The 21227-nt window shown below is 68.8% G+C and carries 22 protein-coding genes; 12 read left to right on the forward strand and 10 right to left on the reverse strand.

The features are described from left to right. Window positions 1-54: 54 nt before the first annotated feature. The 4 genes from MRBLMI13_RS07310 (at window position 55) to MRBLMI13_RS07325 (ending at window position 3692) form a co-directional block, all read left to right on the forward strand. Entirely contained in the window at window positions 55-621 is a 567-nt protein-coding gene (locus tag MRBLMI13_RS07310; RefSeq protein ID WP_367821501.1) for a TetR/AcrR family transcriptional regulator, read from the forward strand. Window positions 622-704: 83 nt separating this feature from the next. Beyond that, window positions 705-2123: a DHA2 family efflux MFS transporter permease subunit gene (locus MRBLMI13_RS07315; RefSeq protein ID WP_367821503.1), complete on the forward strand. Its 1419-nt coding sequence runs from the start codon at window positions 705-707 to the stop codon at window positions 2121-2123. An 83-nt stretch (window positions 2124-2206) separates the two neighbouring features. After that, on the forward strand, window positions 2207-2779 hold the full coding sequence (locus MRBLMI13_RS07320; protein WP_367821505.1) for an isochorismatase family protein: 573 nt from the start codon (window positions 2207-2209) through the stop codon (window positions 2777-2779). A 10-nt stretch (window positions 2780-2789) separates the two neighbouring features. Continuing rightward, the gene (locus MRBLMI13_RS07325; protein ID WP_367821507.1) at window positions 2790-3692 is read left to right on the forward strand and encodes an SDR family NAD(P)-dependent oxidoreductase; all 903 of its coding nucleotides are present in this window, start codon (window positions 2790-2792) and stop codon (window positions 3690-3692) included. A gap of 15 nt (window positions 3693-3707) precedes the next feature. Here MRBLMI13_RS07325 and MRBLMI13_RS07330 read toward each other — a convergent pair whose 3' ends face one another. Beyond that, window positions 3708-4073: a cupin domain-containing protein gene (locus MRBLMI13_RS07330; RefSeq protein WP_309691975.1), complete on the reverse strand. Its 366-nt coding sequence runs from the start codon at window positions 4071-4073 to the stop codon at window positions 3708-3710. Window positions 4074-4109: 36 nt separating this feature from the next. Then, window positions 4110-4925: a suppressor of fused domain protein gene (locus tag MRBLMI13_RS07335; RefSeq protein WP_367821509.1), complete on the reverse strand. Its 816-nt coding sequence runs from the start codon at window positions 4923-4925 to the stop codon at window positions 4110-4112. Window positions 4926-5006: 81 nt separating this feature from the next. Here MRBLMI13_RS07335 and MRBLMI13_RS07340 point away from each other — a divergent pair, with 81 nt between their 5' ends. Further along, window positions 5007-5963: an NADP-dependent oxidoreductase gene (locus tag MRBLMI13_RS07340; protein ID WP_367821511.1), complete on the forward strand. Its 957-nt coding sequence runs from the start codon at window positions 5007-5009 to the stop codon at window positions 5961-5963. On the opposite strand, the gene MRBLMI13_RS07345 is transcribed toward MRBLMI13_RS07340, so the two are convergent. Then, a complete protein-coding gene (locus tag MRBLMI13_RS07345) occupies window positions 5960-6331 on the reverse strand; it encodes a DUF4406 domain-containing protein (protein ID WP_042541585.1) in 372 nt (123 codons plus the stop codon). The genes MRBLMI13_RS07340 and MRBLMI13_RS07345 overlap by 4 nt on opposite strands. A 70-nt stretch (window positions 6332-6401) precedes the next feature. Here MRBLMI13_RS07345 and MRBLMI13_RS07350 point away from each other — a divergent pair, with 70 nt between their 5' ends. Next, the gene (locus tag MRBLMI13_RS07350; protein WP_367821514.1) at window positions 6402-7151 is read left to right on the forward strand and encodes a DeoR/GlpR family DNA-binding transcription regulator; all 750 of its coding nucleotides are present in this window, start codon (window positions 6402-6404) and stop codon (window positions 7149-7151) included. A gap of 7 nt (window positions 7152-7158) precedes the next feature. Here the strand turns inward: MRBLMI13_RS07350 and MRBLMI13_RS07355 are convergent, their stop codons facing one another. Next, window positions 7159-7830, reverse strand: coding sequence for a GOLPH3/VPS74 family protein (locus MRBLMI13_RS07355; RefSeq protein WP_309691984.1), 672 nt, complete (start codon window positions 7828-7830; stop codon window positions 7159-7161). 126 nt (window positions 7831-7956) lie between these two features. On the opposite strand from MRBLMI13_RS07355, the gene MRBLMI13_RS07360 reads away from it, so the two are divergent. The 3 genes from MRBLMI13_RS07360 (at window position 7957) to MRBLMI13_RS07370 (ending at window position 11537) form a co-directional block, all read left to right on the forward strand. Next, window positions 7957-9339 carry an APC family permease gene (locus MRBLMI13_RS07360; protein WP_309691987.1) on the forward strand — a complete coding sequence of 461 codons (1383 nt, stop codon included), beginning with the start codon at window positions 7957-7959 and terminating at the stop codon, window positions 9337-9339. Then, window positions 9326-9550, forward strand: a complete 225-nt coding sequence (locus MRBLMI13_RS07365; protein ID WP_367821516.1) for a multidrug transporter — start codon at window positions 9326-9328, stop codon at window positions 9548-9550. The genes MRBLMI13_RS07360 and MRBLMI13_RS07365 overlap by 14 nt, the downstream gene beginning before the upstream one ends. Window positions 9551-9701: 151 nt before the next feature. Further along, entirely contained in the window at window positions 9702-11537 is a 1836-nt protein-coding gene (locus MRBLMI13_RS07370) for an RNA polymerase sigma factor (protein ID WP_367821518.1), read from the forward strand. A gap of 16 nt (window positions 11538-11553) precedes the next feature. Here MRBLMI13_RS07370 and corA read toward each other — a convergent pair whose 3' ends face one another. Continuing rightward, window positions 11554-12570: a magnesium/cobalt transporter CorA gene (corA, locus tag MRBLMI13_RS07375; protein WP_367821520.1), complete on the reverse strand. Its 1017-nt coding sequence runs from the start codon at window positions 12568-12570 to the stop codon at window positions 11554-11556. Between the two features lie 51 nt (window positions 12571-12621). Next, entirely contained in the window at window positions 12622-13905 is a 1284-nt protein-coding gene (locus MRBLMI13_RS07380; protein WP_367821522.1) for a serine hydrolase domain-containing protein, read from the reverse strand. An 89-nt stretch (window positions 13906-13994) separates the two neighbouring features. Between MRBLMI13_RS07380 and MRBLMI13_RS07385 the strand changes: the two genes are divergently transcribed. Both MRBLMI13_RS07385 and MRBLMI13_RS07390 read left to right on the forward strand, forming a co-directional pair. Beyond that, entirely contained in the window at window positions 13995-14309 is a 315-nt protein-coding gene (locus MRBLMI13_RS07385; protein WP_042541596.1) for a DUF2470 domain-containing protein, read from the forward strand. Between the two features lie 54 nt (window positions 14310-14363). After that, complete coding sequence (locus MRBLMI13_RS07390) at window positions 14364-15011, forward strand: heme oxygenase (biliverdin-producing) (protein ID WP_367821524.1); 648 nt, start codon at window positions 14364-14366, stop codon at window positions 15009-15011. A gap of 6 nt (window positions 15012-15017) precedes the next feature. On the opposite strand, the gene MRBLMI13_RS07395 is transcribed toward MRBLMI13_RS07390, so the two are convergent. Continuing rightward, complete coding sequence (locus tag MRBLMI13_RS07395) at window positions 15018-16412, reverse strand: ATP-dependent DNA helicase (RefSeq protein WP_056374765.1); 1395 nt, start codon at window positions 16410-16412, stop codon at window positions 15018-15020. Window positions 16413-16571: 159 nt separating this feature from the next. On the opposite strand from MRBLMI13_RS07395, the gene MRBLMI13_RS07400 reads away from it, so the two are divergent. After that, window positions 16572-17645 (forward strand): hypothetical protein, encoded by a 1074-nt coding sequence (locus tag MRBLMI13_RS07400; protein WP_367821526.1) that lies wholly within the window; start codon window positions 16572-16574, stop codon window positions 17643-17645. A 31-nt stretch (window positions 17646-17676) separates the two neighbouring features. On the opposite strand, the gene MRBLMI13_RS07405 is transcribed toward MRBLMI13_RS07400, so the two are convergent. From MRBLMI13_RS07405 to MRBLMI13_RS07415, 3 genes are all read right to left on the reverse strand, one after another. Next, window positions 17677-19686 (reverse strand): cytochrome c oxidase assembly protein, encoded by a 2010-nt coding sequence (locus tag MRBLMI13_RS07405; protein ID WP_309692002.1) that lies wholly within the window; start codon window positions 19684-19686, stop codon window positions 17677-17679. 85 nt (window positions 19687-19771) lie between these two features. Further along, window positions 19772-20059 (reverse strand): HU family DNA-binding protein, encoded by a 288-nt coding sequence (locus MRBLMI13_RS07410; protein ID WP_042541574.1) that lies wholly within the window; start codon window positions 20057-20059, stop codon window positions 19772-19774. Window positions 20060-20525: 466 nt separating this feature from the next. Continuing rightward, window positions 20526-21146, reverse strand: a complete 621-nt coding sequence (locus tag MRBLMI13_RS07415) for a TetR/AcrR family transcriptional regulator (RefSeq protein WP_367821529.1) — start codon at window positions 21144-21146, stop codon at window positions 20526-20528. Window positions 21147-21227 lie beyond the last annotated feature (81 nt).

Below are 21227 nucleotides of genomic sequence, written 5' to 3' on the forward strand. Positions count from 1 at the left end.
ATGGCGTGCCGATCGTGGTTGCCGTTCGGAGGTAGTGAGTGTACAGTCACTCATATGTCCTCCACCCGCAGCTCCGTCCTCTCCACGGCAGATGCCCGCCGCCCACTCGTGGCCGCGGCAGCTCTGACCGAGTTCGCGCGAGGCGGCTATCACGGCACCACGGTCGCCGATGTGGCACGCGAGGCGAAGATCTCGCCGGCGTACGTCTTCAAGCTGTACTCCGGCAAAGAGGCCCTGTTCATCGCCGCACTCGAGGCCTGCTTCGAGGCGATCCTCGTCGCACTCGCAGAGGGAGCGGATGCTGCGCCCGACCAGTCAGCCGGCAGCACGCTCGAGGCGATGGGCGATGCGTACGCGCACCTGATCTCCGACCGCACGCTGCTGATGCTGCAGGTGCACGCACAGTCGGTCGCCGACATTCCCGAGATCGGAGCCGCTCTGCGATCAGGGCTCGGCCGCGTCACGTCGTTCGCGAAGACCCGGTCGGGCGGGAGCGATGCCGAGGTGCAGCGCTTCATCGCCTTCGGTCAGCTGTGCCATCTCATCGTGACCACGCAACTCGACGGTCGACCAGAAGACTGGGCCCAGCTGCTCACCCGCGGCATCCGCCACCCCGACTGACCCCGGGCCGAGCCACCGGCCTTTTTTCTTGCCCGAAAGAGTGAGTGAGCAATCACTCTCCACCCATCCGAGAAGGAGTTCCCATGACCAGCCTCACCCAGGCCACGCGAGTGACCGGCCCGCGCAGCACTCGCCGCTGGCTCGCCCTCGGCATCCTCGCGCTCGCACAGTTCCTCGTCGTGCTCGATGCCTCCATCGTCAACATCGCCCTGCCGGTGCTCGGGCGCGAGCTCGGCATGGACACCCTGGGCCTCTCGTGGGTCATCACCGCCTACGTGCTCGCCTTCGGCGGGCTGCTGCTGCTGGGCGGGCGCCTCGCCGATCGCTACGGCCACCGTCGGGTGTTCCTGATCGGCACCGCCGGGTTCGTGGCCGCATCGGCCCTTGCCGGCCTGTCGATCTCGAGTGAGATGCTGCTCGCCGCGCGCGCACTCCAGGGGGCATCCGCCGCGCTGCTCGCGCCGTCGGCCCTCGCGCTGCTGACCCATCTGTTCCCCGATGATCGCGAGCGCACGAAAGCACTCGGCGTCTGGGGCGCCGTCGCCGGCATCGGTTCCGCGGCCGGCGTTCTTCTCGGCGGCGTGCTGACCGCTTCTCTCGGCTGGCAGTCGGTGTTCTTCGTGAACGTTCCCGTCGGTGCGCTCGTGCTCATCGCCATCCCGCTTCTCATCACCCGCGACACGATGCGCGCGTCCGGCCGCCTGGACGTCGCCGGCGCGGTCACGATCACCACCGCGCTCGTCGCACTGGTCGGCGCGCTGAGCGCGGTCGAACAGCTGGGCTTCACTCATCCGCTGCCGATCGTGCTCATCGCCGTCGCCCTCGCGCTCGGCGCCGCGTTCATCGTCATCGAGCGTCGCAGCCCCGAACCGGTGCTGCCGCTGTCGGTCTTCCGCAACCGCGACCTCGCACTCGGCAACATCGTGATGCTGCTCGCCGGTGCCGCGATGGTGGCCCTGTTCTTCGCCCTCTCGGTCTACATGCAGGCCGTGCTCGGCTACGACGCTCTCGCCACCGGGCTCACGCAGCTTCCACTGGCCGGCGCCCTCGTGCTGATCGCCGGAGCGGTACCCGCTCTGATCGCTCGGCTGGGCACACGCCCGGTGCTCATCGCATCTCTGCTCGTGCTCGCGGCCGGACTCGTCTGGATCGCGTTCGCCCCATCCGATGCCGTGTTCCTCACGCACCTCCTCGCGCCCACCCTGCTCATCGGCGTCGGTCTCGGTGGAGCATTCGTCGCCACCACGCAGCTGGCCGTCGACGGCGTCGAGGGCGGCGAAGCCGGACTCGCCGGCGGCCTGATCAACACCAGCCAGCAGATCGGCGGCGCAGTCGGCCTCTCGGTGCTCGGGACGATCGCGGGACTGCGGACATCCGCGCTCGAAGCGGGAGGCGCATCAGCGGCGGATGCCCTCACCGGCGGCTTCGCCTGGTTGTTCCTGTCTGCCGCGGCACTGTCGGCGATCGCGGCGCTGATCGTTGCGCTCTGGCGCCGAGCATGAGGGCTGCGGGATCGGCGGGATTCGCGCGAGGCATGGCCGCTGACGGTCTGGCCCACGCCGCCCTCGACCGCGAGGATGAGGGCATGAACCGAGACATCGCCACCGCACTGCTCGTCATCGACGCCCAGGAGTCCTTCCGTCAGCGGCCGGACGAGTGGGCGGCCACCGCCAACCCTGATGCCGTCGACAACATCTCACGGTTGGTCGATCACGCTCGCGAGATCGGCGATCAGGTCGTCTGGGTCACTCACTCAGAACCGGGCAGCGGCGGAGTGTTCGACCCGGTCAACGGCTTCGTCCGAGTGATCTCAGACCTCGATCCGCAGGGCGACGAGATCGCCGTGACGAAGACCACCGTCAACGCCTTCACGTCGACAGACCTCGAAGATCAGCTGCGGCAGCTCGGCGTCGGGCGCGTGGTCGTGTGCGGGATCCGCACGGAGCAGTGCTGCGAGACGACTGCTCGGATGGCGTCCGACCTGGGCTTCGCGGTCGAGTTCGTGACGGATGCCACGACGACCTCGGCGATCGAGGCGAATGACGGACTCGCGGCCGTCTCGGGTGACGAGATCATGCGACGCACCGAGAGCATCCTCGCCGCGCGTGGATTCGCGACCGTCATCCGCACGTCCGATCGGGTCGGCATCTCCGCCTAGGTTGGAGGGCATGTCCCCCTCGCTCGCGCTCCCCGATCTCGCCGGCCGCACGATTCTCGTGACGGGGGCGAACGCGGGCATCGGCTACTGGTGTGCAGAGATCCTCGCCGGGCACGGCGCCAGGGTGCTGCTCGGATGCCGGTCGACCGAGCGGGCGGAGGTCGCGGCATCCTCGATCCGCGCGCACGCGCCCGGCGCCGACCTCGGAATTGTCCCGCTGGATCTCGGCTCGCTCGTGAGCATCACCGCTGCCGCGGCATCCATGGGCGAGCGCATCGACGCCGTGATCTGCAACGCCGGAGTGAAAGCAGCGGATCGCGGCGCCCGCACCGCTGATGGCCTCGACCTGATGGTGGGCACGAACTTCGTCGGGCACTTCGCCCTGATCGCCCGACTCGGCGACGTGCTCGCCGATGACGCCAGGGTCGTGGCAGTGGGTTCGCTGGCTCATCGCTTCGCGGAGATCGACCCCGCCACGCTCGCGCAGCCGTGGACCGGTCCGTCGCTGCGTCAGTACGGCCGGTCGAAAGCCGCGCTGATGGCCTTCGCGTTCGAGCTGAATCGGCGTTGGAGGGGCTCCGCACGGTCAGCGCTGTGCGCGCACCCGGGCTACGCGGTCGACCCGCTGACTCCGCACCGCGACGGCCTCGCCGCGGTGTCGACAGTGACGCGCGCCCTCGCCGCACTCAGCCGCCCGCTCGTGCAGGGCAAGGATGCCGGAGCCGCGCCCATCGTGCATGCGGCGGTCGCCGCCGACGCCACGGGTGGAGACTACTGGGGGCCCGGCGGGCTGCTGGAGTTCCGCGGGGCACCGAGACGCGTCGCCGCGAGCGCGCAGGTGCGCTCGGTCGATGTGGGGGCTGAGCTGTGGGCCGTCGCCGAGCACATGGCGGGCGTGCGGTTCAGGATCTGACGCTCGGCGCGTCGGTCAGTCGAGCTCCTGCAGGGTCGCCGTCATGTCTCCCCCGGCGTCTCCCGTGTTGACCGTGCCCTTCGGCTCGAACAGGATCGCGTGCACCTCGTCCTCGGCCTTCGGGCAGTGCTCGACTCCTCGCGGCACGACGAACACGTCATTCGGGTTCAAGACCACGTCGCGATCGCGCAGCTGGATGGTCAGTCGGCCGCTCACGACCATGAACAGCTCGTCGGTGTCGGGATGGGTGTGCCACACGAACTCGCCCTGCAGCTTGACCACCTTGACGTCGTAGTCGTTGATGCTCGTGAGGCGGTGCGGCTGCCAGTGCTCGGTGATCAGCGAGAGGGCGTCGTGCACGTTGCGAACATCATCTGTCATGGTCGAAAGCCTATCCACGCGGCCGTCGCATCGGCCTCACTCGTCTTCGACCACGTAGGCGCCGGATGCGTCGGTGAACAGCCCGGTCTGACCGGGCCGCGCCTTCCGCACGAAGTCGGCGACCCACGGAAAACGCGCGACGAACGAGTCGACCGACCACACTTCGTGGTTGGCGGAGTCGCTCATGTACGCCTCTGACTCGAGCCCGGTGACCGACTGCAGGTCGTGCCCGGTGAACGTGATCCATCGCGGCGGGTGCTCGGCATGCAGCTTCGAGAGGAAGACCGGTGCGTTGCCCTTCGGCCCCGGGGCAGCGACCACATCCTCACGCGTGACGTCGAGCAGCGCATCGACGGAGCCGGCAGCAGCGACCAGTGCCTCCCATCCCTGGGCCGACGCGAACGACGCCTCGGCGTCGGTCAGCATCCGGAGTGTGCGCACGTGGCCGACCACTGCGCCGTCATCGGACCGCACCTCGTCGAAGGATGCTCCCCAGCGCGACGGGCTGACCATGATCGCCGAGATGCGAGTGCCGGTGAGGAACGACTCGCTGTTGCGCCACGGGGCTCCGACCGGAGGCACCCGCCGATTCGCCGCGATGTCGTCGCAGACGATCCCGAGCGCGATCCGCGCCGCGCCCTGCTGGCCGTCCCTCACCTCGACGGCCAGCTCGACACGCTCGCCCGAGTCGGTGGGCATCAGGGAGACTCCCGATGTCATCACCGTGATGGGGCCGCCCGCCGGCCGCTTCTCGACCACGCGGATCGACCCGCCGATGCGGTCTTCCCACGCGATCGGGTCGGCCTGAAGCGAATCGAAGACGTGTCGAGGGAACTCCAGGCCATCGGTCATGGCCACAGTCTCACAGGCCCTCGACGACGATCGCAAAAAGGCAGCGGCCCTCGACGACGAAGGCGCTCCTAGGCTGGGCGCATGACCGGTGAATCGCGGGAGGCCGCATCGAGACTGGTCGTGTTCCGCCGATTCGGCGGACCGGAGGTGCTCGAGATCGACTCGAGGCCGGTTCCTGTGCCGGGGCGCGACGAGGTGCGCGTCCGAGTCGCCGCTGCGGGAGTGAACCCGGTCGCCTGGAAGCTGTTCAGCGGGCAGACCCTGCACGATCCGTACGAACGATCACTCCCCTCCGGCAACGGGTACGACTTCTCGGGCGTCATCGACGAGGTCGGTGCTGACATCGAGCGGTGGGCCGTCGGCGACCGAGTCTTCGGAGGGCTGCGGTATCACGCGCAGGCCGACCACCTGGTGATAGATCCGGGTCTTCTCGTGCCGGTTCCGCGCGACCTCTCCCTCGTCGTCGCCGGTGCGCTCAACGTGGTCGGCCGCACGGCGGTCGCGAGCGTCCAGTCGCAGGACATCGGCCCTTCCGACGTGGTGCTCGTGAGCGGAGCGGCCGGCGGAGTCGGCATCCTGACCGCGCAGCTGTGCGCCGTGCGAGGCGCCCGCGTGCTCGGCACCGCGAGCTCGCACAATCACGAGCTGCTGCATCGCCTCGGCATCGAGCCCCTCGCATACGGAGAGGGGCTCGCGGATGCCATCCGCGCCGCCGCCCCCGACGGGCTGACCGTCGTGCTCGACACCGTCGGCCACGGCACGGTCGATCTGTCCCTCTCGCTCGGCGTGCCGCCCGAGCGCATCAACACGGTCGCCGACTACGAGGCCCGCCAGCGGCATCCCGTGCGTGGAGTGGGAGGCGCAGCCGCAGGCGCGGCGGAGCTCGCCATGATCGCGGAACTGCTGGCCGACGGCACGATCGAGCTGCCGATCGACTCGGTGCACCCGCTCGAGAAGGTGCGCGACGCGTACGCCCGATCGATCGAGGGGCATGCCAGCGGCAAGATCGTCGTCGTGACCGGCCAGACGGCGGTCTAGGCGGCAGCGATCTCCCTGGCAGGTATCTCGTCGAGAGATCGGTACACGGGCAGGCCGCGCTCGAGGGCGATCTCGACGTCCTTGTCGGCGCCGGCGGAGTCGCCGGGCAGGCGGAGCACCGCGTCGCAGTGCTGCAGCAGTCGGTGCGCGGTCTCGTACATGACGTCGCCCTCGGCGGCATCCGTCTCGTCCATCCCCCGGAGGATCGGCAGGGCTGCCCACTCCCCGATCATGGGCACGTGGCCGAGGCGATGGATCGGCGCGGCCGCCTCTTCGAGTCGTTCGAGGTTGCGGGCGATCAGGGCGGGGTCGCCGCCGGTGCCGGAGCGGTAGGGACCGGCGATGAGGATGAGGAGTGGAGTTGTCATGGAGAAGACTGTAACGTTAACCGTGCAAGAACGTGCAACTTCGCGAATGAACAAGATTTTGAGGAGTCGGATGCTGGGCGCACAGCGCAAGGACCACCTGCGAGAGATCCTGCGCAGGGACGGCCGTGTGGTGGCGAAGGATGTCGCCGCCGATCTGGGCGTCTCAGAGGACTCGATCCGCCGCGACCTCCGCGAGCTCGCCGACGCCGGTGAGATGGTGCGGGTCTACGGAGGTGCTCTGCCGATTCCGCCGGCCGACCGCCCCGTCGACCAGCGGGCATTGCTCGCCACCGAGAGCAAAGAGCGCGTCGCCCGTCGCGCCGTCGAGCTGATCACCCCGGCCTCGACGATCGTGCTGGACGCCGGCACCACGACTCTCGCGATGGCGCGCATGCTGCCGCGCGGCTCCGACCTGACCGTGATCACGCCCAGCCCGACGATCGCCCTCGCGGTCGCTGAGCACTCCGATGCCCGCATCGTGATCATCGGCGGTGAGCTCGCTCGCTTCTCGATGGTCGCGAGCGGCCCGCTCGCCATGGAGGCGGTGCAGCACCTCCATGCCGACATCTTCTTCCTCGGCGCGACCGGCATCGACCCGGTGCGCGGGCTGACCACCGGCAACCTCGACGACGCCGTCACCAAGCGCGCGATCGCCGCCCGCTGTGCGCAGACCTACGTGCTCGGCAGCGAAGAGAAGATCGGGGCGACGTCGCGCCACCCCGTGCTCGACCTCGAGGCCGTCGCCGGTGTGGTCGTCGACCCCGTCGACTCGAACCCCGTGATCAGCGAGCTCGCAGAGCGTGTGGCCGTGCTGCGCTGAGCGCGCGTCAGGTGATGGTCGCGGCCACGATCGTCGGGGTCATGACGGCCACCATCGCCGCGGTGATCGCGTCGTTGACAGCCTTGGCGACGGCGTCCCCCGCCGGCGACCCCGCCGTGAGCTCTTCGATCCGCTTCTTGAGGTCGCGCGCCGACATTCCGCCGCATTCGTCGCGCAGGATCGCATGCGCGCAGTTCAGGTTCTGCAGGATGGAGAGCAGCGCCAGGTCGGCCTGCGTCGGGGAGCCCGTTCCGGCGAGCACGGCGGCGAGTCGGGCGCGGAGCATCTGCTCCGGTGCGGAGTCGGATTCGGGCGTGCGCGCCGCACCCCAGCCGAAGAACCCGCGCTCTCCGCGGATCAGGACGCCCTGTGCGATGAGAGACTCCACCACCACCTCGAGCGGATCGAGCTTGGGCCGCACCACGAGCGACTGCAGTCGCTTGCCGCGCAACGGCACGAGGCGCTGCAGCGTCGTGTCGAGGATCGGGTTGCCCGTCGGCTCGGTCGACACGATGTCGATGACGGGGTTCTTCTCGTCCGAGACCGAGATGCGTCCGTGCAGGGCGAGGTCGACGATGACGGCCGCGACCTCGCCATAGAGGCGGTTCACGCTCACCGGACTCTCGACGCGGCCATCAGGCCGGAGAAGCAGCAGATGGAGTTCTTCGACGATCAGCATGCATCCACGCTATGACGGCTCTGCGCGCATCGGCATCCCCCGGACGGATGACTTCGGATGCCGAGCTCGATACCGCGTCCTGTCAACCCCGTCGCTGTGCAGCCGCCGACTCCATAGGTTTTCAGGATGACATCCGACACCGCCCAGACGCAGGAGGAGCCGACCCGGCTGCGTCGCGCCATCACCGGCCCCCTCCTGTTCGCCTTCATCCTGGGTGACGTTCTGGGCGCCGGAATCTACGCCCTGATGGGAGTGCTCTCCGAGAAGGTCGGTGGAATGCTGTGGGCTCCGCTGCTGCTCGCGCTCCTGCTCGCCCTGCTGACCGCGGGGTCGTACGCCGAACTCGTCACCAAGTACCCGCGCGCGGGCGGGGCGTCCGTGTTCGCCGAGCGCGCCTTCCACAGCCCGGTCGTGTCCTTCCTCGTCGGATTCAGCATGCTCGCTGCGGGCGTGACGAGCGCCGCGGGTCTGGCGATCGCCTTCGCCGGCGACTACCTGGGCACCTTCTTCGACCTGCCGACGATCCCCGTCGCGATCGTCTTCCTCGCCATCGTCGGAGCGCTCAACGCCCGAGGCATCCGCGAGTCGCTCGGTGCGAATCTGGTGATGACCGCTATCGAGTTGAGCGGTCTCGTGATCGTCATCGTCGTGGTGGGGGTGTTCGTGGCGGGTGGCGGCGGTGACGCCTCGCGGCTCACTCAGACACCGGAGGGGACTCCCGTAGCCATGGCGGTCCTCGCCGGGGCCGTGATCGCGTACTACTCGTTCGTCGGCTTCGAGACATCGGCGAACATGATCGAAGAGGTGAAGGACCCGCGGCGCACCTATCCACGCGCGCTCTTCGGTGCCCTCTTCACCGCCGGCGCGGTCTACGTGCTCGTCGGCGTCGCCAGCTCGATCGCGCTGCCGGCATCCGAGCTGCAGGAGTCGAGCGGGCCGCTGCTCTCGGTCGTGGAGGCGGCGGGCGCCAGCATCCCCTCGTGGCTGTTCAGCCTGATCGCCCTGATCGCCGTCGCGAACGGCGCCCTGCTGACCATGATCATGGTCAGCCGCCTGACCTACGGGATGGCGGAGCAGAACCTGCTGCCCCCGGTGCTCGGCCGCGTGCTGCCGAACCGCAAGACCCCCTGGGTGGCGATCCTCACCACGACCCTCGTCGCGATGGGCCTGACGCTGGTCGGCGACCTGGCTACGCTCGCCGAGACCGTCGTGCTGCTGCTGCTGTTCGTCTTCCTGAGCGTCAACGTCTCGGTGCTCGTGCTGCGACGCGACCGGGTCGAGCACGATCACTTCCGCATCTGGACCGTCATCCCGGTGCTGGGAATCGCGTCGTGCATCCTGCTGCTCACCCAGCAGCGCCCCATCGTCTGGCTCTTCGGTGCGATCCTGCTGGCCGTCGGCGGCGTGCTCTATCTGCTCGCCCGCTGGGGGCGGAACCGCACCCGGAAGCAGAGCCGGAATGCAGACCCCTCATCCACCACCACGAAGGAGAACCATGAGCACGCCTGATCACACCTCCGAGGCAGACGACGCCATGACCAGCGAAGAGAAGCGACACGACCAGCTGACCTCGGCACCGGAGGCGACCGAGGCCGACGCCGCGCCCCGCATCGAGGTCTCCGAGCACGACGGCAACACCCGCATCGACATCGCGCCCGATGCTGCGGTGCGCCCCGGCCCCGGCCCTGGAGTCGAGATCGACGACGAACCCGAGCGGTAACAGGTGCGGGGCGACAGCCCTCTCCCCGCGGATATGCCGATATATCACAGATATCCCTGAACAGCAACCCCTGAGCGTATGCTGACATCGAGGCCGTGTCGTCGGCCTCGAGGTCGGTGACAGATGTCGTCACCACGATCGGGGGGATGCCGTGAGCCTCACCGCAGATCCGAGCACTGACACGAGGTCGGACGCCGAGCTGGCCGACGCGACTCGCAACGGCGACGCTCAGGCGTTCGCCGTGCTGTGGCAGAGGCACGCCGAGGCGGGACTCCGGGCGGCCCGCGCGGTGACGCGCTCGATCGACCCGGACGACCTGGTCAGCGAGGCCTTCACGAAGACCTTCAGCGCGATGCAGAACGGCGGCGGACCGACCGACGGCTTCCGCGCCTATCTGTACGCCGCCATCCGCAACGCCGCGGCGACGTGGGGCGGCAAGCAGAAGGACATCCCGATCGAGTTCATCGAGGAGATCCCCGACGAGGCGCCCGACGCGATCGAGCAGCTGTCGGACAGAGCGATGCTCGCCGCCGCCTTCAAGAACCTGCCGGAGAACCACCGCACTCTGCTCTGGTATCTCGAGGTCGAGGGCATGAAGCCGCGAGAGATCGCGCCGCTGATGGGACTCACCCCGAACGCCGTCTCCGCCCTCGCCCTGCGCGCACGAGACGGCTTCCGTCACGCGTGGCTCGACGCGCTCATCGCCGACCCCTCCCGCCCTGAAGAGTGTCGTTGGGCCTGCGGACGGCTCGTACGCCGCACCCGCCGCCCGGTCAGTCGACACGAGCGTCCGCGGCTCGAGAATCATCTCGACGGCTGCGCGGGGTGCACGATCATCGCTCGGGACATCGACACGGCCTCGTCGAAGCTGCGGGCGGTGCTTCTGCCACTCGCGCTCGGCAGCGCCGGGGCCGCTGCCTTCGCGGCGCTCGAACCCGGCGCCGCGGCGAGCGCCGCTGTCGTCGGACCATCCGCAGTCCTGCGATCCCGGCGCGTTCTCACCCTCGGGGTCGCCGCGGGCAGTGCAGTCGCACTCGCGGCGACCGTCGCGGTGGCGATCGCCGCTCCGTGGACGCAACCTGCGCCCGGCACCGACCACAGCGAAGCATCCGGACCGGTCGCCCACCCCGTCGACCCGATTCCCGGCACGCCATCCGCGACGCCGGTCGGCACCTCTCCGACGCCTCCTCCTGTGCCCCCGCTGGTTCCGGCGCCGGTGGAGCCCCCGCCCGAACCGGTCCTCGAGACCACGCCGCTGACCTCCACTGACCGAGCCGTTCCGGAGACGAAGAGTCCTCCCCCTCCGGCTCCCCCCGCGGTGGACCCTCCGGCAGCGACTCCGCCGGCCCAGACTCCGCCGGCCCAGACTCCGCCGGCCCAGACTCCGCCGGCCCAGAAACCGCCGGTCGAGATCCCCTACGAGTTCAGTCTCGAGCCGGCCGGCTGGGACACGAGCAACCCCCTTGCGGTCTCGGCGCGCGGCACCGGCATCCCCGGCAGCACGGTCGCGATGCTCGACGAGCTGGGTGCAGTCCTCGCCGAGGTGCCGGTCGACGACGAGGGCGTGTTCGGGATCTCGGTCGCGGGCGACGACCTCCGTCAGGGCATGACCCTCACCGCGCAACACACGTCCCCCACCGGTGACATCGACCTCAGCGAGCCGATGGGGCCCCTCGCGTTCCCTGTGCCCGTCATCTCCGGCGGGCCGTCGCGCATCCACCTCGACGGCGCGGATGCAGACGCAGACGGCGAGCGCGATGATGCGCTCGTCTCCCTCGAGGGAATCCCGGGCGGATGGGTGCAGGTGGCGGTCGACGGCGTCGTGAACCCTCACCTCATCGCCATCGACGAGGTGACCTCCGACGACTACATCCCCGACATCCACCACGGGTTCCACCTGCTGACCCTGCGGTACGTCGACGTGGAGTCGGGCCTGATCGGCCCCGGCGCCGAGTACGCCGTCGTCGTCACCCCCGGTGGAAGATGACCCTCCGGCCGAGTGGCTACAGCCACCCCTTGCGCTTGAACGCCCAGTACAGACCGACGCCCATCCCCACCATGAGCGCGATCGCCATCGGGTAGCCGAGCGTCCAGTGCAGCTCGGGCATGTGGTCGAAGTTCATGCCGTAGACCGTGCCGACGAGAGTCGGCGCGAAGAGGATCGCCGCCCAGCCCGAGATCTTCTTCACCTCGTCGTTCTGACGGATGCTCAGCTCGGTCATCCGCCGCATCTCCTCGTTCTGCCGCCGCGCCACGATCGTCGACTCGACGGTCAGGGCGCTGTCGAGCACCGTGCGGAAAGTGTTCGCGCGCTCCGACACGCGCAGGGTGTGGTCGAGCACGTCGCGGAGATACCGCTGCAGCTCCTCGTCGACCTGGTACTTCGCCGACCCCCGCAGCAGCGAGTCGAGCATCCCCGCCAGAGGCTGCACCGCACGCTGGAAGTCGATCACCTCGCGACCGAGCTCGTAGATGCGCTGCGTGGCGTCGACCCCGTCTTCGAAGAGCTGGCTCTCGATCTCGTCGATGTCGTTCTCGAGGCCGGCCAGCACCGGTGCGTACTCGTCGACGACCTCGTCGAGGATCGCGTAGAGCACGGCCTCAGGGCCGAGCTTCAGCAGCCCCGGGTCGTCTTCGAGGCGGCGCCGAACGCGCCCGAGATCAGGCGACTCCGCGTGACGGATGGTGACCACGAAGTCCGGCCCCACGAGCACGTGGATCTCCCCGAACTCGACCTCCTCCGCCTCATCCAGATACCGGGCGGAGCGGAGCACCATGAACAGCACCTCGCCGTAGCGCTCGAGCTTCGAGCGCTGGTGACCCGAGAGGGCGTCTTCGACGACGAGCGCGTGGATGCCGAACTCGTCGGCCACCTCGCGGATCTCGGCCTCGCTCGGCCGATACAGGCCGATCCAGCTCATGCCCCCGCGTTCGCGCAGCACCTCGAAGGTCTCGCTGAGGCTCCGCGGATTCTCGGTCCGGATGCCGTCGACATAGATCGCGTTGTCGATGATCGCCATCGGCGTTCCCTCCATCGGTCGGGGCCGCGGATCGGTCGTCCGCCTCCGAGATCAGCCGGCGGGCGGCGCGACGCAGGGGATCGCGGAATCGGTGATCGCCTGGTGGTACTGCTCGGCCGTGAACGGCAACCCGAACTCGGGGGCCGTCTCGCCTGCGGCTGCAGGGGCCTTCGATGCGATCGCGGCCAGCTCCCATGCCAGGAACATCGCGGTCGTCCCACCGGTCGTCGAGTCGTTGAGCGATACCGCGACCGTGAAGCCGCTCGCAGGGTCGGAGAACGCCGACGTCTGGTACCCGGGGGTCCAGCCCGACTGCCCGACCATCGAGCCCACGAGCAGGGCTCCTCCGGTGGCCTGGAACCACGAGGGCGCCTCGGGGCTCTGCGGCAACGGGGCCCCGAAGCGATTCGGCTCATCCTTCGTCCGCAGCTTCTGTGCGGCCTCGGCCTGGGCGTAGCGACCGAGGTCATCGATCGTCGACACGACGCCGGAGTCGGTGTATCCGGTGCTCGACGACAGCGTGGTGATGTCGGTCGGAGCCGCGCAGTTGTATCCGCCTTCGATGGGCGTCAAGTAGTGCCCGTTCATGACCGGACCGGTCGATGGCGCAGCCGGGGCCGGCGAGGGCAGCGACGTGGCGGTGAGACCGAGCGGCTTGGTCACGTACTCGGCGATCAGTTCGGATGCCGTGAGGCCCGACGCCCGCTCGAGGGCGAGGCCGAGCAGCAGGTAGCCGGCGTCCGAGTTCGTGTACGTCGTCTTCGGCGTGGCGCGCGGGGCGCCGAGCCCATAGGAGGCGAGTTCGAGCGGCGCCCACACGCGCTCGGGGGTGGCGAACCACGAGGCCTGCGCGGTGGCCTCGGACGAGCCGGCCCCGCTCGTGCTGTTGCACAGATCGAGGAGCGTGATGTCCTTCATGTCGGCGACGCCCGAGACGTACTCCGGCACGAGGTCGTCGAGCTCGACCACGCCCTCGTCTGCGAGGCCGTAGAGCACGTCGCACGTCATGAGCCGGGTCATGTCCGCGACGCGGAAGGCCATGTCGGTGCTGATCTCCTCATCGGAGCCGGGGCCCTGCGTGCCGACGCCGGTGACCCAGCTGCCGCTCCAGGGAGCCCAGACGCCCACGACAGCACCCGACGCCCCCGACGCGGCGAGCGCGTTGGCGACGGCCGCCTCCATGGCGGCGACGGTGTCGTCGGGCAGTGCGCCCTCGACCTGAGACGGCGGCTCGTAACTGAACTCCGGCTCGGCGGTGCAGCCGGTGAGGAAGAGTCCGAGCGCGGCGACGCCGGCCGCTGCTGCGCGGAACGTGCGCGACGAGAGAAGCTGCATGAAAGGGGACCCCCGGAAGACGTGTCTCCCGAGTCTAGAACGCCGTTCCTGAAAGAAGGCATCGCCGGGGCCCCTTTAGGGTGATCAGCATGCCCCACATCTTCGAGGCCGACGTCGTCTCCGCCATCCTGCGCCACATGAACGGCGACCACACCGACGACAACCTGCTCATCACGCGCGCCTTCTCGGCCGTCGAGGACGGCGAGATCACGGATGCCGTGATGACGGACCTCGATGGCGACGGCGGCGTCTGGAAGGTCACCCGCTCGGGGGTCGCCTCCGAGCTGCGCATCGCATGGCCCTCGGGCTCGATCACCGAGCGCCCGGCTGTGCGCCGCGAGGTCGTCGCACTCTACGATCTCGCGTGCGAGAAGCTCGGGGTCGAGCCGCGTCCGCACGCATGACGCTCTGAGATATCGGGCTATCGCTCCAGGTTAGGCAACCCTTACACTGGGCACATGTCCGAGATCCTCTCCTTCTCCGCAGCCCTCCGTGAGCGCTCCTCCGGTTCGCACTCGCGCAGCGAGGGGGCGGGCTTCATGTCCGACCTGCTCAAGGGCGAAGGCTCGCGTGAGGACTACATCGCGCTCGTCGCACAGCACTACTTCATCTACGAGGCCCTCGAAGGCGCGGGAGAGCGCATGCGCCGCGACCCCGTGGCATCCGTCTTCCTCAGCGACAAGCTGACCCGTCTTCCGGCACTGGAGGCCGACCTCGAGTTCCTGCTCGGCGCCGGCTGGCGCGACGAGATCGTCGCTCTCCCCACCACGCAGCGCTACGTCGAGCGCGTCCGTCAGGTCGGCGCGACCTGGGCCGGAGGCTTCGTCGCGCACCACTACACCCGCTACCTCGGCGACCTGTCCGGTGGCATCTTCATCGGACGAGTGATGGCGCGCCGCTTCGGCTTCGAGACCAACGGCATCGGCTTCTACCTGTTCGACGACATCGCCGACCCCGCGGCCTTCAAGGACGTCTACCGCGAGCAGCTCGACGCAGCACCGTGGGACGACGCCGAGCGCGAGCGCGTGATCGACGAGGTGCTTCTCGCCTACCGCTTCAACACCGAGCTGTTCGAAGACCTCGACCGCGCACGCGTCGCCGCCTGAAACGCCTCAGGCCCGGCCGACCTCGGGGGTGGATGCCGCGAGCCATGCGTCGCGCATGAAGCGGCGCACGTCCTCGTCGACCCGGATGTCGCTCGGGCGCAGCGCCCTCGACAGGTAGAGCCCGTCGAGCGACGTGAGTCGCGACAGCGCCACGTAGGTCTGCCCCGGTGCGAAGGCACCGGACCCGAGGTCGATGATGGCGCGGTCGTAGGTCTTGCCCTGCGACTTGTGGATCGTGACCGCCCAGGCCAGACGCAGCGGGAACTGGGTGAACTCCGCGACGACGTCTCGGGAGAGCTTCTTCGTGCTCGGTTCGTACGAATAGCGGAAGCGTTCCCACACGGCCGGCTCGACGTCGACCTCGTCTCCGTCGATCTCGACGCGCACGGTCTCGCCGAGGATCCGGACGACCGTGCCGATCGTGCCGTTCACCCACCGCGGCGGCTCCCCCGACATCGAGGTGTCGTTGCGGAGGAACATCACCTGCGCGCCGATCTTCAGCTTGAGCTCCGACTCGGCGGGCAGCGACGCCTCGCCCCTGCCGAACTCTCCGCTCACCTCGGCCTTCGCCGTCTGCTCCTTGCCGGGAAGCGCCGCGAGATGCCGGCTGTTGATCGTGTTCACGATGTCGTTGCGCGTGGCGAGCGTGATCATCGGCACCTCGCCCGGTTCCGGGTCGGGGGGTGTGCGTGCGCCCTGCGCGTTCAGCACCCCGGCGATCTCGGCGGTGACCCGGCCGTACCGCACCGCGTTCAGCATGGCCTTGAAACCGTCATCCGACTGCCGATGGATCTGCACGAGCTCGCGCACATGCAGCTCGGCGCGGGTGTCGACGGCGAAGAGCCCCTCGTCCTCCTCCGGCTCCTCCCCGCCGGCAGCGCCGGCCCACACCTTGGCGTCGAAGAACCAGAACGAGCGGTAGTGGTCCTTCACGTACCGCAGCTCGTCGCCCCGCGGGGGCACGGGAGCCAGCTGATACGGATCGCCGAACATCACGATCTGCACGCCGCCGAACGGGATGCCGCGCTTGCCCCGCGCCTGCCGGAGGGAGCGGTCGATCGCGTCCATGAGGTCGGCGTTGACCATCGAGATCTCGTCGATCACGAGCGTCTCGATCGCGTTGAGGATGCGTCGTGTGTTGTCGTTCTGATCGATGTCCGAGTCGCCGATCAGACCGATCGGCAGCCGGAACAGCGAGTGGATCGTCTGACCCTCGACGTTCAGTGCGGCGACACCGGTGGGAGCGCAGATCGCGATCTGCTTCTTGGTGTTCCACGAGAAGTACTGCAGCAGGGTCGACTTGCCTGTGCCCGCTCGGCCGGTGATGAAGACATGTTCGCTGGTGTCCTCGATCAGCCGGAACAGCTCTTGCTGCTCTTCGGACAGGGCGGGAAGCGACACGGTTCTCTCACACGGCTGGAGGCGGGAGTGCACGTTGAGATCGTGCCTCCCCATGCTACGTGGCGCCGCCGCCCGGCATCCGACGGACACAGCGATCACCGCCGACGCACAGCGACCCACGCTCGGCTCCGTCCCAGGCCGCGCTCCTAGACTGACGCCATGCAGCAGGTCGAGACGAAGGCGCCCCGGCGCTCCCGCCTCGCTGCCGATCTCGCGCTGCTCGCAGTGGTCGGCCTGGTGCTCGTCGCCGCTCTCGGCGCAGGCGGGGCCACTCTCTACCAGCAGTTCTACGGACCGTCGGCGTTCGTCGTGCGGTATCTCGATCTGCTCTCCGAAGGCCGCGCGGCAGATGCCCTCCGCGTGCCGGGCGTAGCGATCGATCGCGAGACGCTCGAGGTCGCCGGCATCGGAGCCACGGCGTCAGAGGCTCTGCTGCGGCACTCGGCCCTCGCCCCGCTCACCGACGTGGAGGTGCTGTCGGAGAAGCAGGACGACGCAGGCAAGACCGAGGTGACCGTCTCCTTCTCGGCGAGCGGACACGTCGGCACCACCACCTTCACGGTCGAGCAGGACGGCTGGGCGGGCGTCACCCCGAACTGGCGCTTCACGACGAGCCCTCTCGCCGTGGTCGAGCTCACGCTGCGCGGCGCCGATCAGTTCGCCGTCAACGGCTTCGAGATGGACCGCCGCCAGGTGTCGGCTGCGGGCGCGCAGGCCGCTCCGCTCGATCCCCTGCCGCTGCTGGTCTTCACGCCGGGGCTGTACTCGGTCACCGTCGACACGGCGATCGCCGACTCCGACGGTGTCGGCGTCCTCGCAGACACCCCGCTCGCCACCACCCCCATCGACGTGCAGACCGAACCCACCCCCGAATTCGTCGCGGTGGTGCAGCAGCGTGTCGAGGAGTTCCTCACGGGGTGCACCGCTCAAGAGGTGCTGCAGCCGACCGCCTGCCCGTTCGGCCTCGAGGTGTACAACCGCCTCGCGTCACTGCCGAAGTGGTCGATCACGGCTCAGCCCCAGGTCAGCGTCGTGCCTGACGGCGGGCACTGGAAGATCCCTCCGACCGATGCGGTCGCACACGTCGACGTCGAGATCAGGTCACTCTTCGACGGCTCGGTTCAGGAGGTCTCGGAAGACGTGCCGTTCCAGGTCAACGGGTCGATCACGATCCTGCCGGACGGCAAGGTGTCGATCCGCGTCGGATCTCCCGGCGAGGAACCGACGGGCTGATCCGCTCGCCCGCGGCAGTGCGGGCGCAGGGTCAGCGTGCTTCGCGCTCGGCCTGACGCAGGTCGCGCTCGGCGAGGGCCGCGAGCCTCTCGTTGTACTCCTCGAGCTCGGCCTCGCCCGTGCGATCGGCATGACGGTCGCGACGCTTCTGCAGCTTCGTGTCGCTGCGGCTCCACTGGATCGCCACCGTGATCGCGAGGATCAGGGTCGGGATCTCACCGATCGACCACGCGATGCCGCCGCCGATGTACTGGTCTTCGAGCGGCGACGGGCCCCAGGTGCGCCCCATCGACCCGAACCAGTCGGCGACCATCAGCCCCTCCTGCATCATGATCGCGACGCCGAAGAAGGCGTGCATGGCCATGATCGCGATCAGGGTGATGAGGCGCCCCGGGTAGGGCAGCCGGTACGGCACGGGGTCGGCGCCGACCAGGCTCAGCACGAAGAGGTATCCGGAGATGAGGAAGTGCGCGACCATCCACTCGTGGCCGAGGTGCTCGAACATCGACCAGCGCACGAGGTCGGTGAAGTAGAAGGCCCACAGCGACAGGATGAAGATGCCCGCCGCGACGAACGGGTGGGTGACGACCTTCGAGAACGGCGAGTGCACCGCCCACATGATCCATTCGCGGCCGCCGCGGGTGCCGTCGTCGCGCTTGTGGATCGCACGGAGGGCCAGGGTGACAGGCGCCCCCGAGACCAGCAGCAGCGGGATCGCCATCGACAGCATCATGTGCCCCAGCATGTGCACGCTGAAGAGGTACTCCTGATAGGCGTTGATCGGGCCACCCGTGACCCACAGCAGCATCAGCATGCCCAGCACCCAGAACACGGTGCGATGGATCGGCCAGCGGTCGCCCCGCAGGCGCAGACGGCGCACCCCTGCGAGATAGAAGAAGAGGCCGAAGCCGGCGGCCACCAGCCAGAGCACGTCGATGTCCCACGCCGTGAACCACCGGTCGATCGTGAATTCGGGAGGCAGGGGCGAACGGGTGAGGTTCTCCGCTGGCGTCTGCACGAACGCGGCTTCCTCGCCGGTGGGCGGAGGAGTGCGCGCGAGCGCGGCGGCCGCACCCGAGGCGAGACCCATCAGCGCGACCTCGCACAGCACCAGCATCCAGAACCAGCGCGCTGCTCCAGCGCCCTCGAGACGAGGGATCAGGCGGATGCGGTACCAGGCGCCGAGCAGGCCCATGCCGACGAGGAGCACGACCTTCGCGAGGAGGATCGTGCCGTAGGGCGTCCAGAGCTGCGAGATGTCGCCGAAGGAGACGATGGAACGCGCCAGGCCCGAGATCGCGACGACGGCGAAGGCGGCGATCGCGAGACTCGAGTAGCGGCTGACCAGCCGCGCGGTTCCCACGCCGGAGCGGTCTCTCAGGATCACGACCAGCAGCAGACCGCCGAGCCACACCGCCGCGCCGATCGTGTGCAGCAGGATCGAGTTCACGGCGATGTTGTGGCCCGCGAGCTCACCCGAGTGACCCTGGGTCGCCAGCGGGAGGAAGGATGCGGCGGCGAGGATCGCCGTGATCAGGGTGGGCGTCCACGTGCGCCACGCGAAGGCGAGCACGGTGATCACCGAGCCCATGATCGTGGTGATCAGCCACGACTGACCGAGCGGCAGCTGCAGCAGGAAGCGCCCGAGCTGCTCGCCGAACTCGCGCTCGGCGCTCAGCTGCGGGTTGAAGGCCGCCATGAACGTGAAGAATCCGCTGATGCCCGCGGTGACCGTGAAGACGGCCGCGCCCGCTGATGCCGTGTTGAGGGCGGTGTCGAACGACTTCTCCTCGCTGCGCAGCGCGAACAGCGCCAGCACGAGGGATCCCAGCATCGCCGCAGCCGCGATGTTCATGACGAGCTTGACGATGGGGGTGGCCCAGCGCACGAACGGACCCGGATCCTGCAGCAGCAGCGGCGCCGCACCCCCGCCGATCACGAGGGCGATGAGCACGCCGATCAATCCGGTCGCGAGCAGGATTCCGACTCCGGCCGCGCGATACGCGGAGCGGCTCGGGGTCTGCACGGCGCGGGCACTCACCCCTCAAGCCTAAGCCGCGGATTCGGGGTGGGAGCACGAAGGCCGCCCCCGACGGATCGGGAGCGGCCTTCGAAGAGGTGCAGTCTTACTTGACGGCAGCCTTGAGCTTGGAACCAGCGGTCACCTTGACGCGGTGGCCGGCCGGGATCTTGATCTCGGCACCGGTCTGCGGGTTGCGGCCCGTGCGAGCTGCGGTTGCGACCTGCTCGAACGAGATCCAGCCCGGGATCGAGACCTTGCTGCCCTTGGCAACAGCGTCGGAGACCGAGGAGAACAGCGCGTCGAGGACACCCGAGACGGTGGCCTGGCTCTGGCCGGTGGCAGAAGCGATGCTCGCGACGAGCTCGGTCTTGGTGATGGACTTGTCAGCCATGTCATCCTCCAGCGACGAGGTTCCCGTCGCATCGTTGGTGTTCGAAGGGCGACTGCCCTCCGTTGGTCGAGTGACCGCCTTGAATGTACCAACCACCACCCACATTTCCGCGTCATTTCGCGGGTTTTGGGGTTTTCGGCGGCGTGTCGTGGTGCAGAAGTGACGAAAGTGACCCCTGTTGTGCCCTGTTCGGCAGCCGAACACCGCCGTTCCGCGGCCCGCAGCGGGCTGCGACGGGTCGGCCTCGTCGACTTCGCGCTGCGCTTCGGTAGGAGTCAGTACCGTCGACTTCGCTGCGCTCCGGGAGGAGGACTGCGCTTCGGGAGGAGGACTGCGCCTCGGGAGGAGAGATCTGCTGAGCCTCTCCTCCCGAGGCGCAGCATTCCTCCCGAGGCGCAGCATTCCTCCCGAGGCGAAGTCCCGAGGGATGCGCAGTCCCGAGGTGCAGTCCCGAGGGATGCGCGTGTCAGCGCGGGCGGTGGGACTCGACGACCGAGCGGGCGGTGCGCGCGAATGCCGGGGTGACGCGCTCGTCTCCGTCGAGGTAGCCGCCGACGAGCGCTGCGTCGCGCAGCAGGACGAGGGATGCTGCGACATCGGCGGGGCTCTCGAGGCCGGCCTGCTCGGCGACGGCCTGCAGGGTCGACCGGAACCATTCGCGGTGCTCGTCGATCAGTCGTCGCACGGCGCCGTCGGCATCCGGATACTCCGCGGCCGCGTTGATGAACGGGCAGCCGCGCGTGTGCCTGAGGCGGATGTCGGCGGCGATGCCCTCGATCACCGCGTCGACCAGCTGAGTCGGGTCCGTGACCTCCGCCCCTGCCTGGGCGAACAGCGCCCGAAGCATCTCGTCTTCGTTGCGCAGGTACGCGAGGACCAGGTTCTCCTTGCCACCGAACTGGTTGTAGAGCGTCGCCCTGGTGACCGCGGCCTCGTCGATGATGCGGTCGACGCCCACGGCATGGATCCCCTCTTCGTAGAAGAGCCTGGTGGCGCTGTCGATCAATCGGGTGCGCGCGGCGCTCGGACGCTTCGGGGTCGGCGTCGGGATCTTCTCCGGAGCCGGGGTGGGAGTCGTGGTCTTCATGGTGATCCCTCTCATCGTGTCATCCGAAAGCGACTTTCGGGAATAGGTTGCGGTAGATAGAACGTTCGGTCTACTATCAGC

It is taken from the genome of Microbacterium sp. LMI13-1-1.1 (genome assembly GCF_040815625.1).
In the GTDB taxonomy this organism is placed as follows: domain Bacteria; phylum Actinomycetota; class Actinomycetes; order Actinomycetales; family Microbacteriaceae; genus Microbacterium; species Microbacterium forte.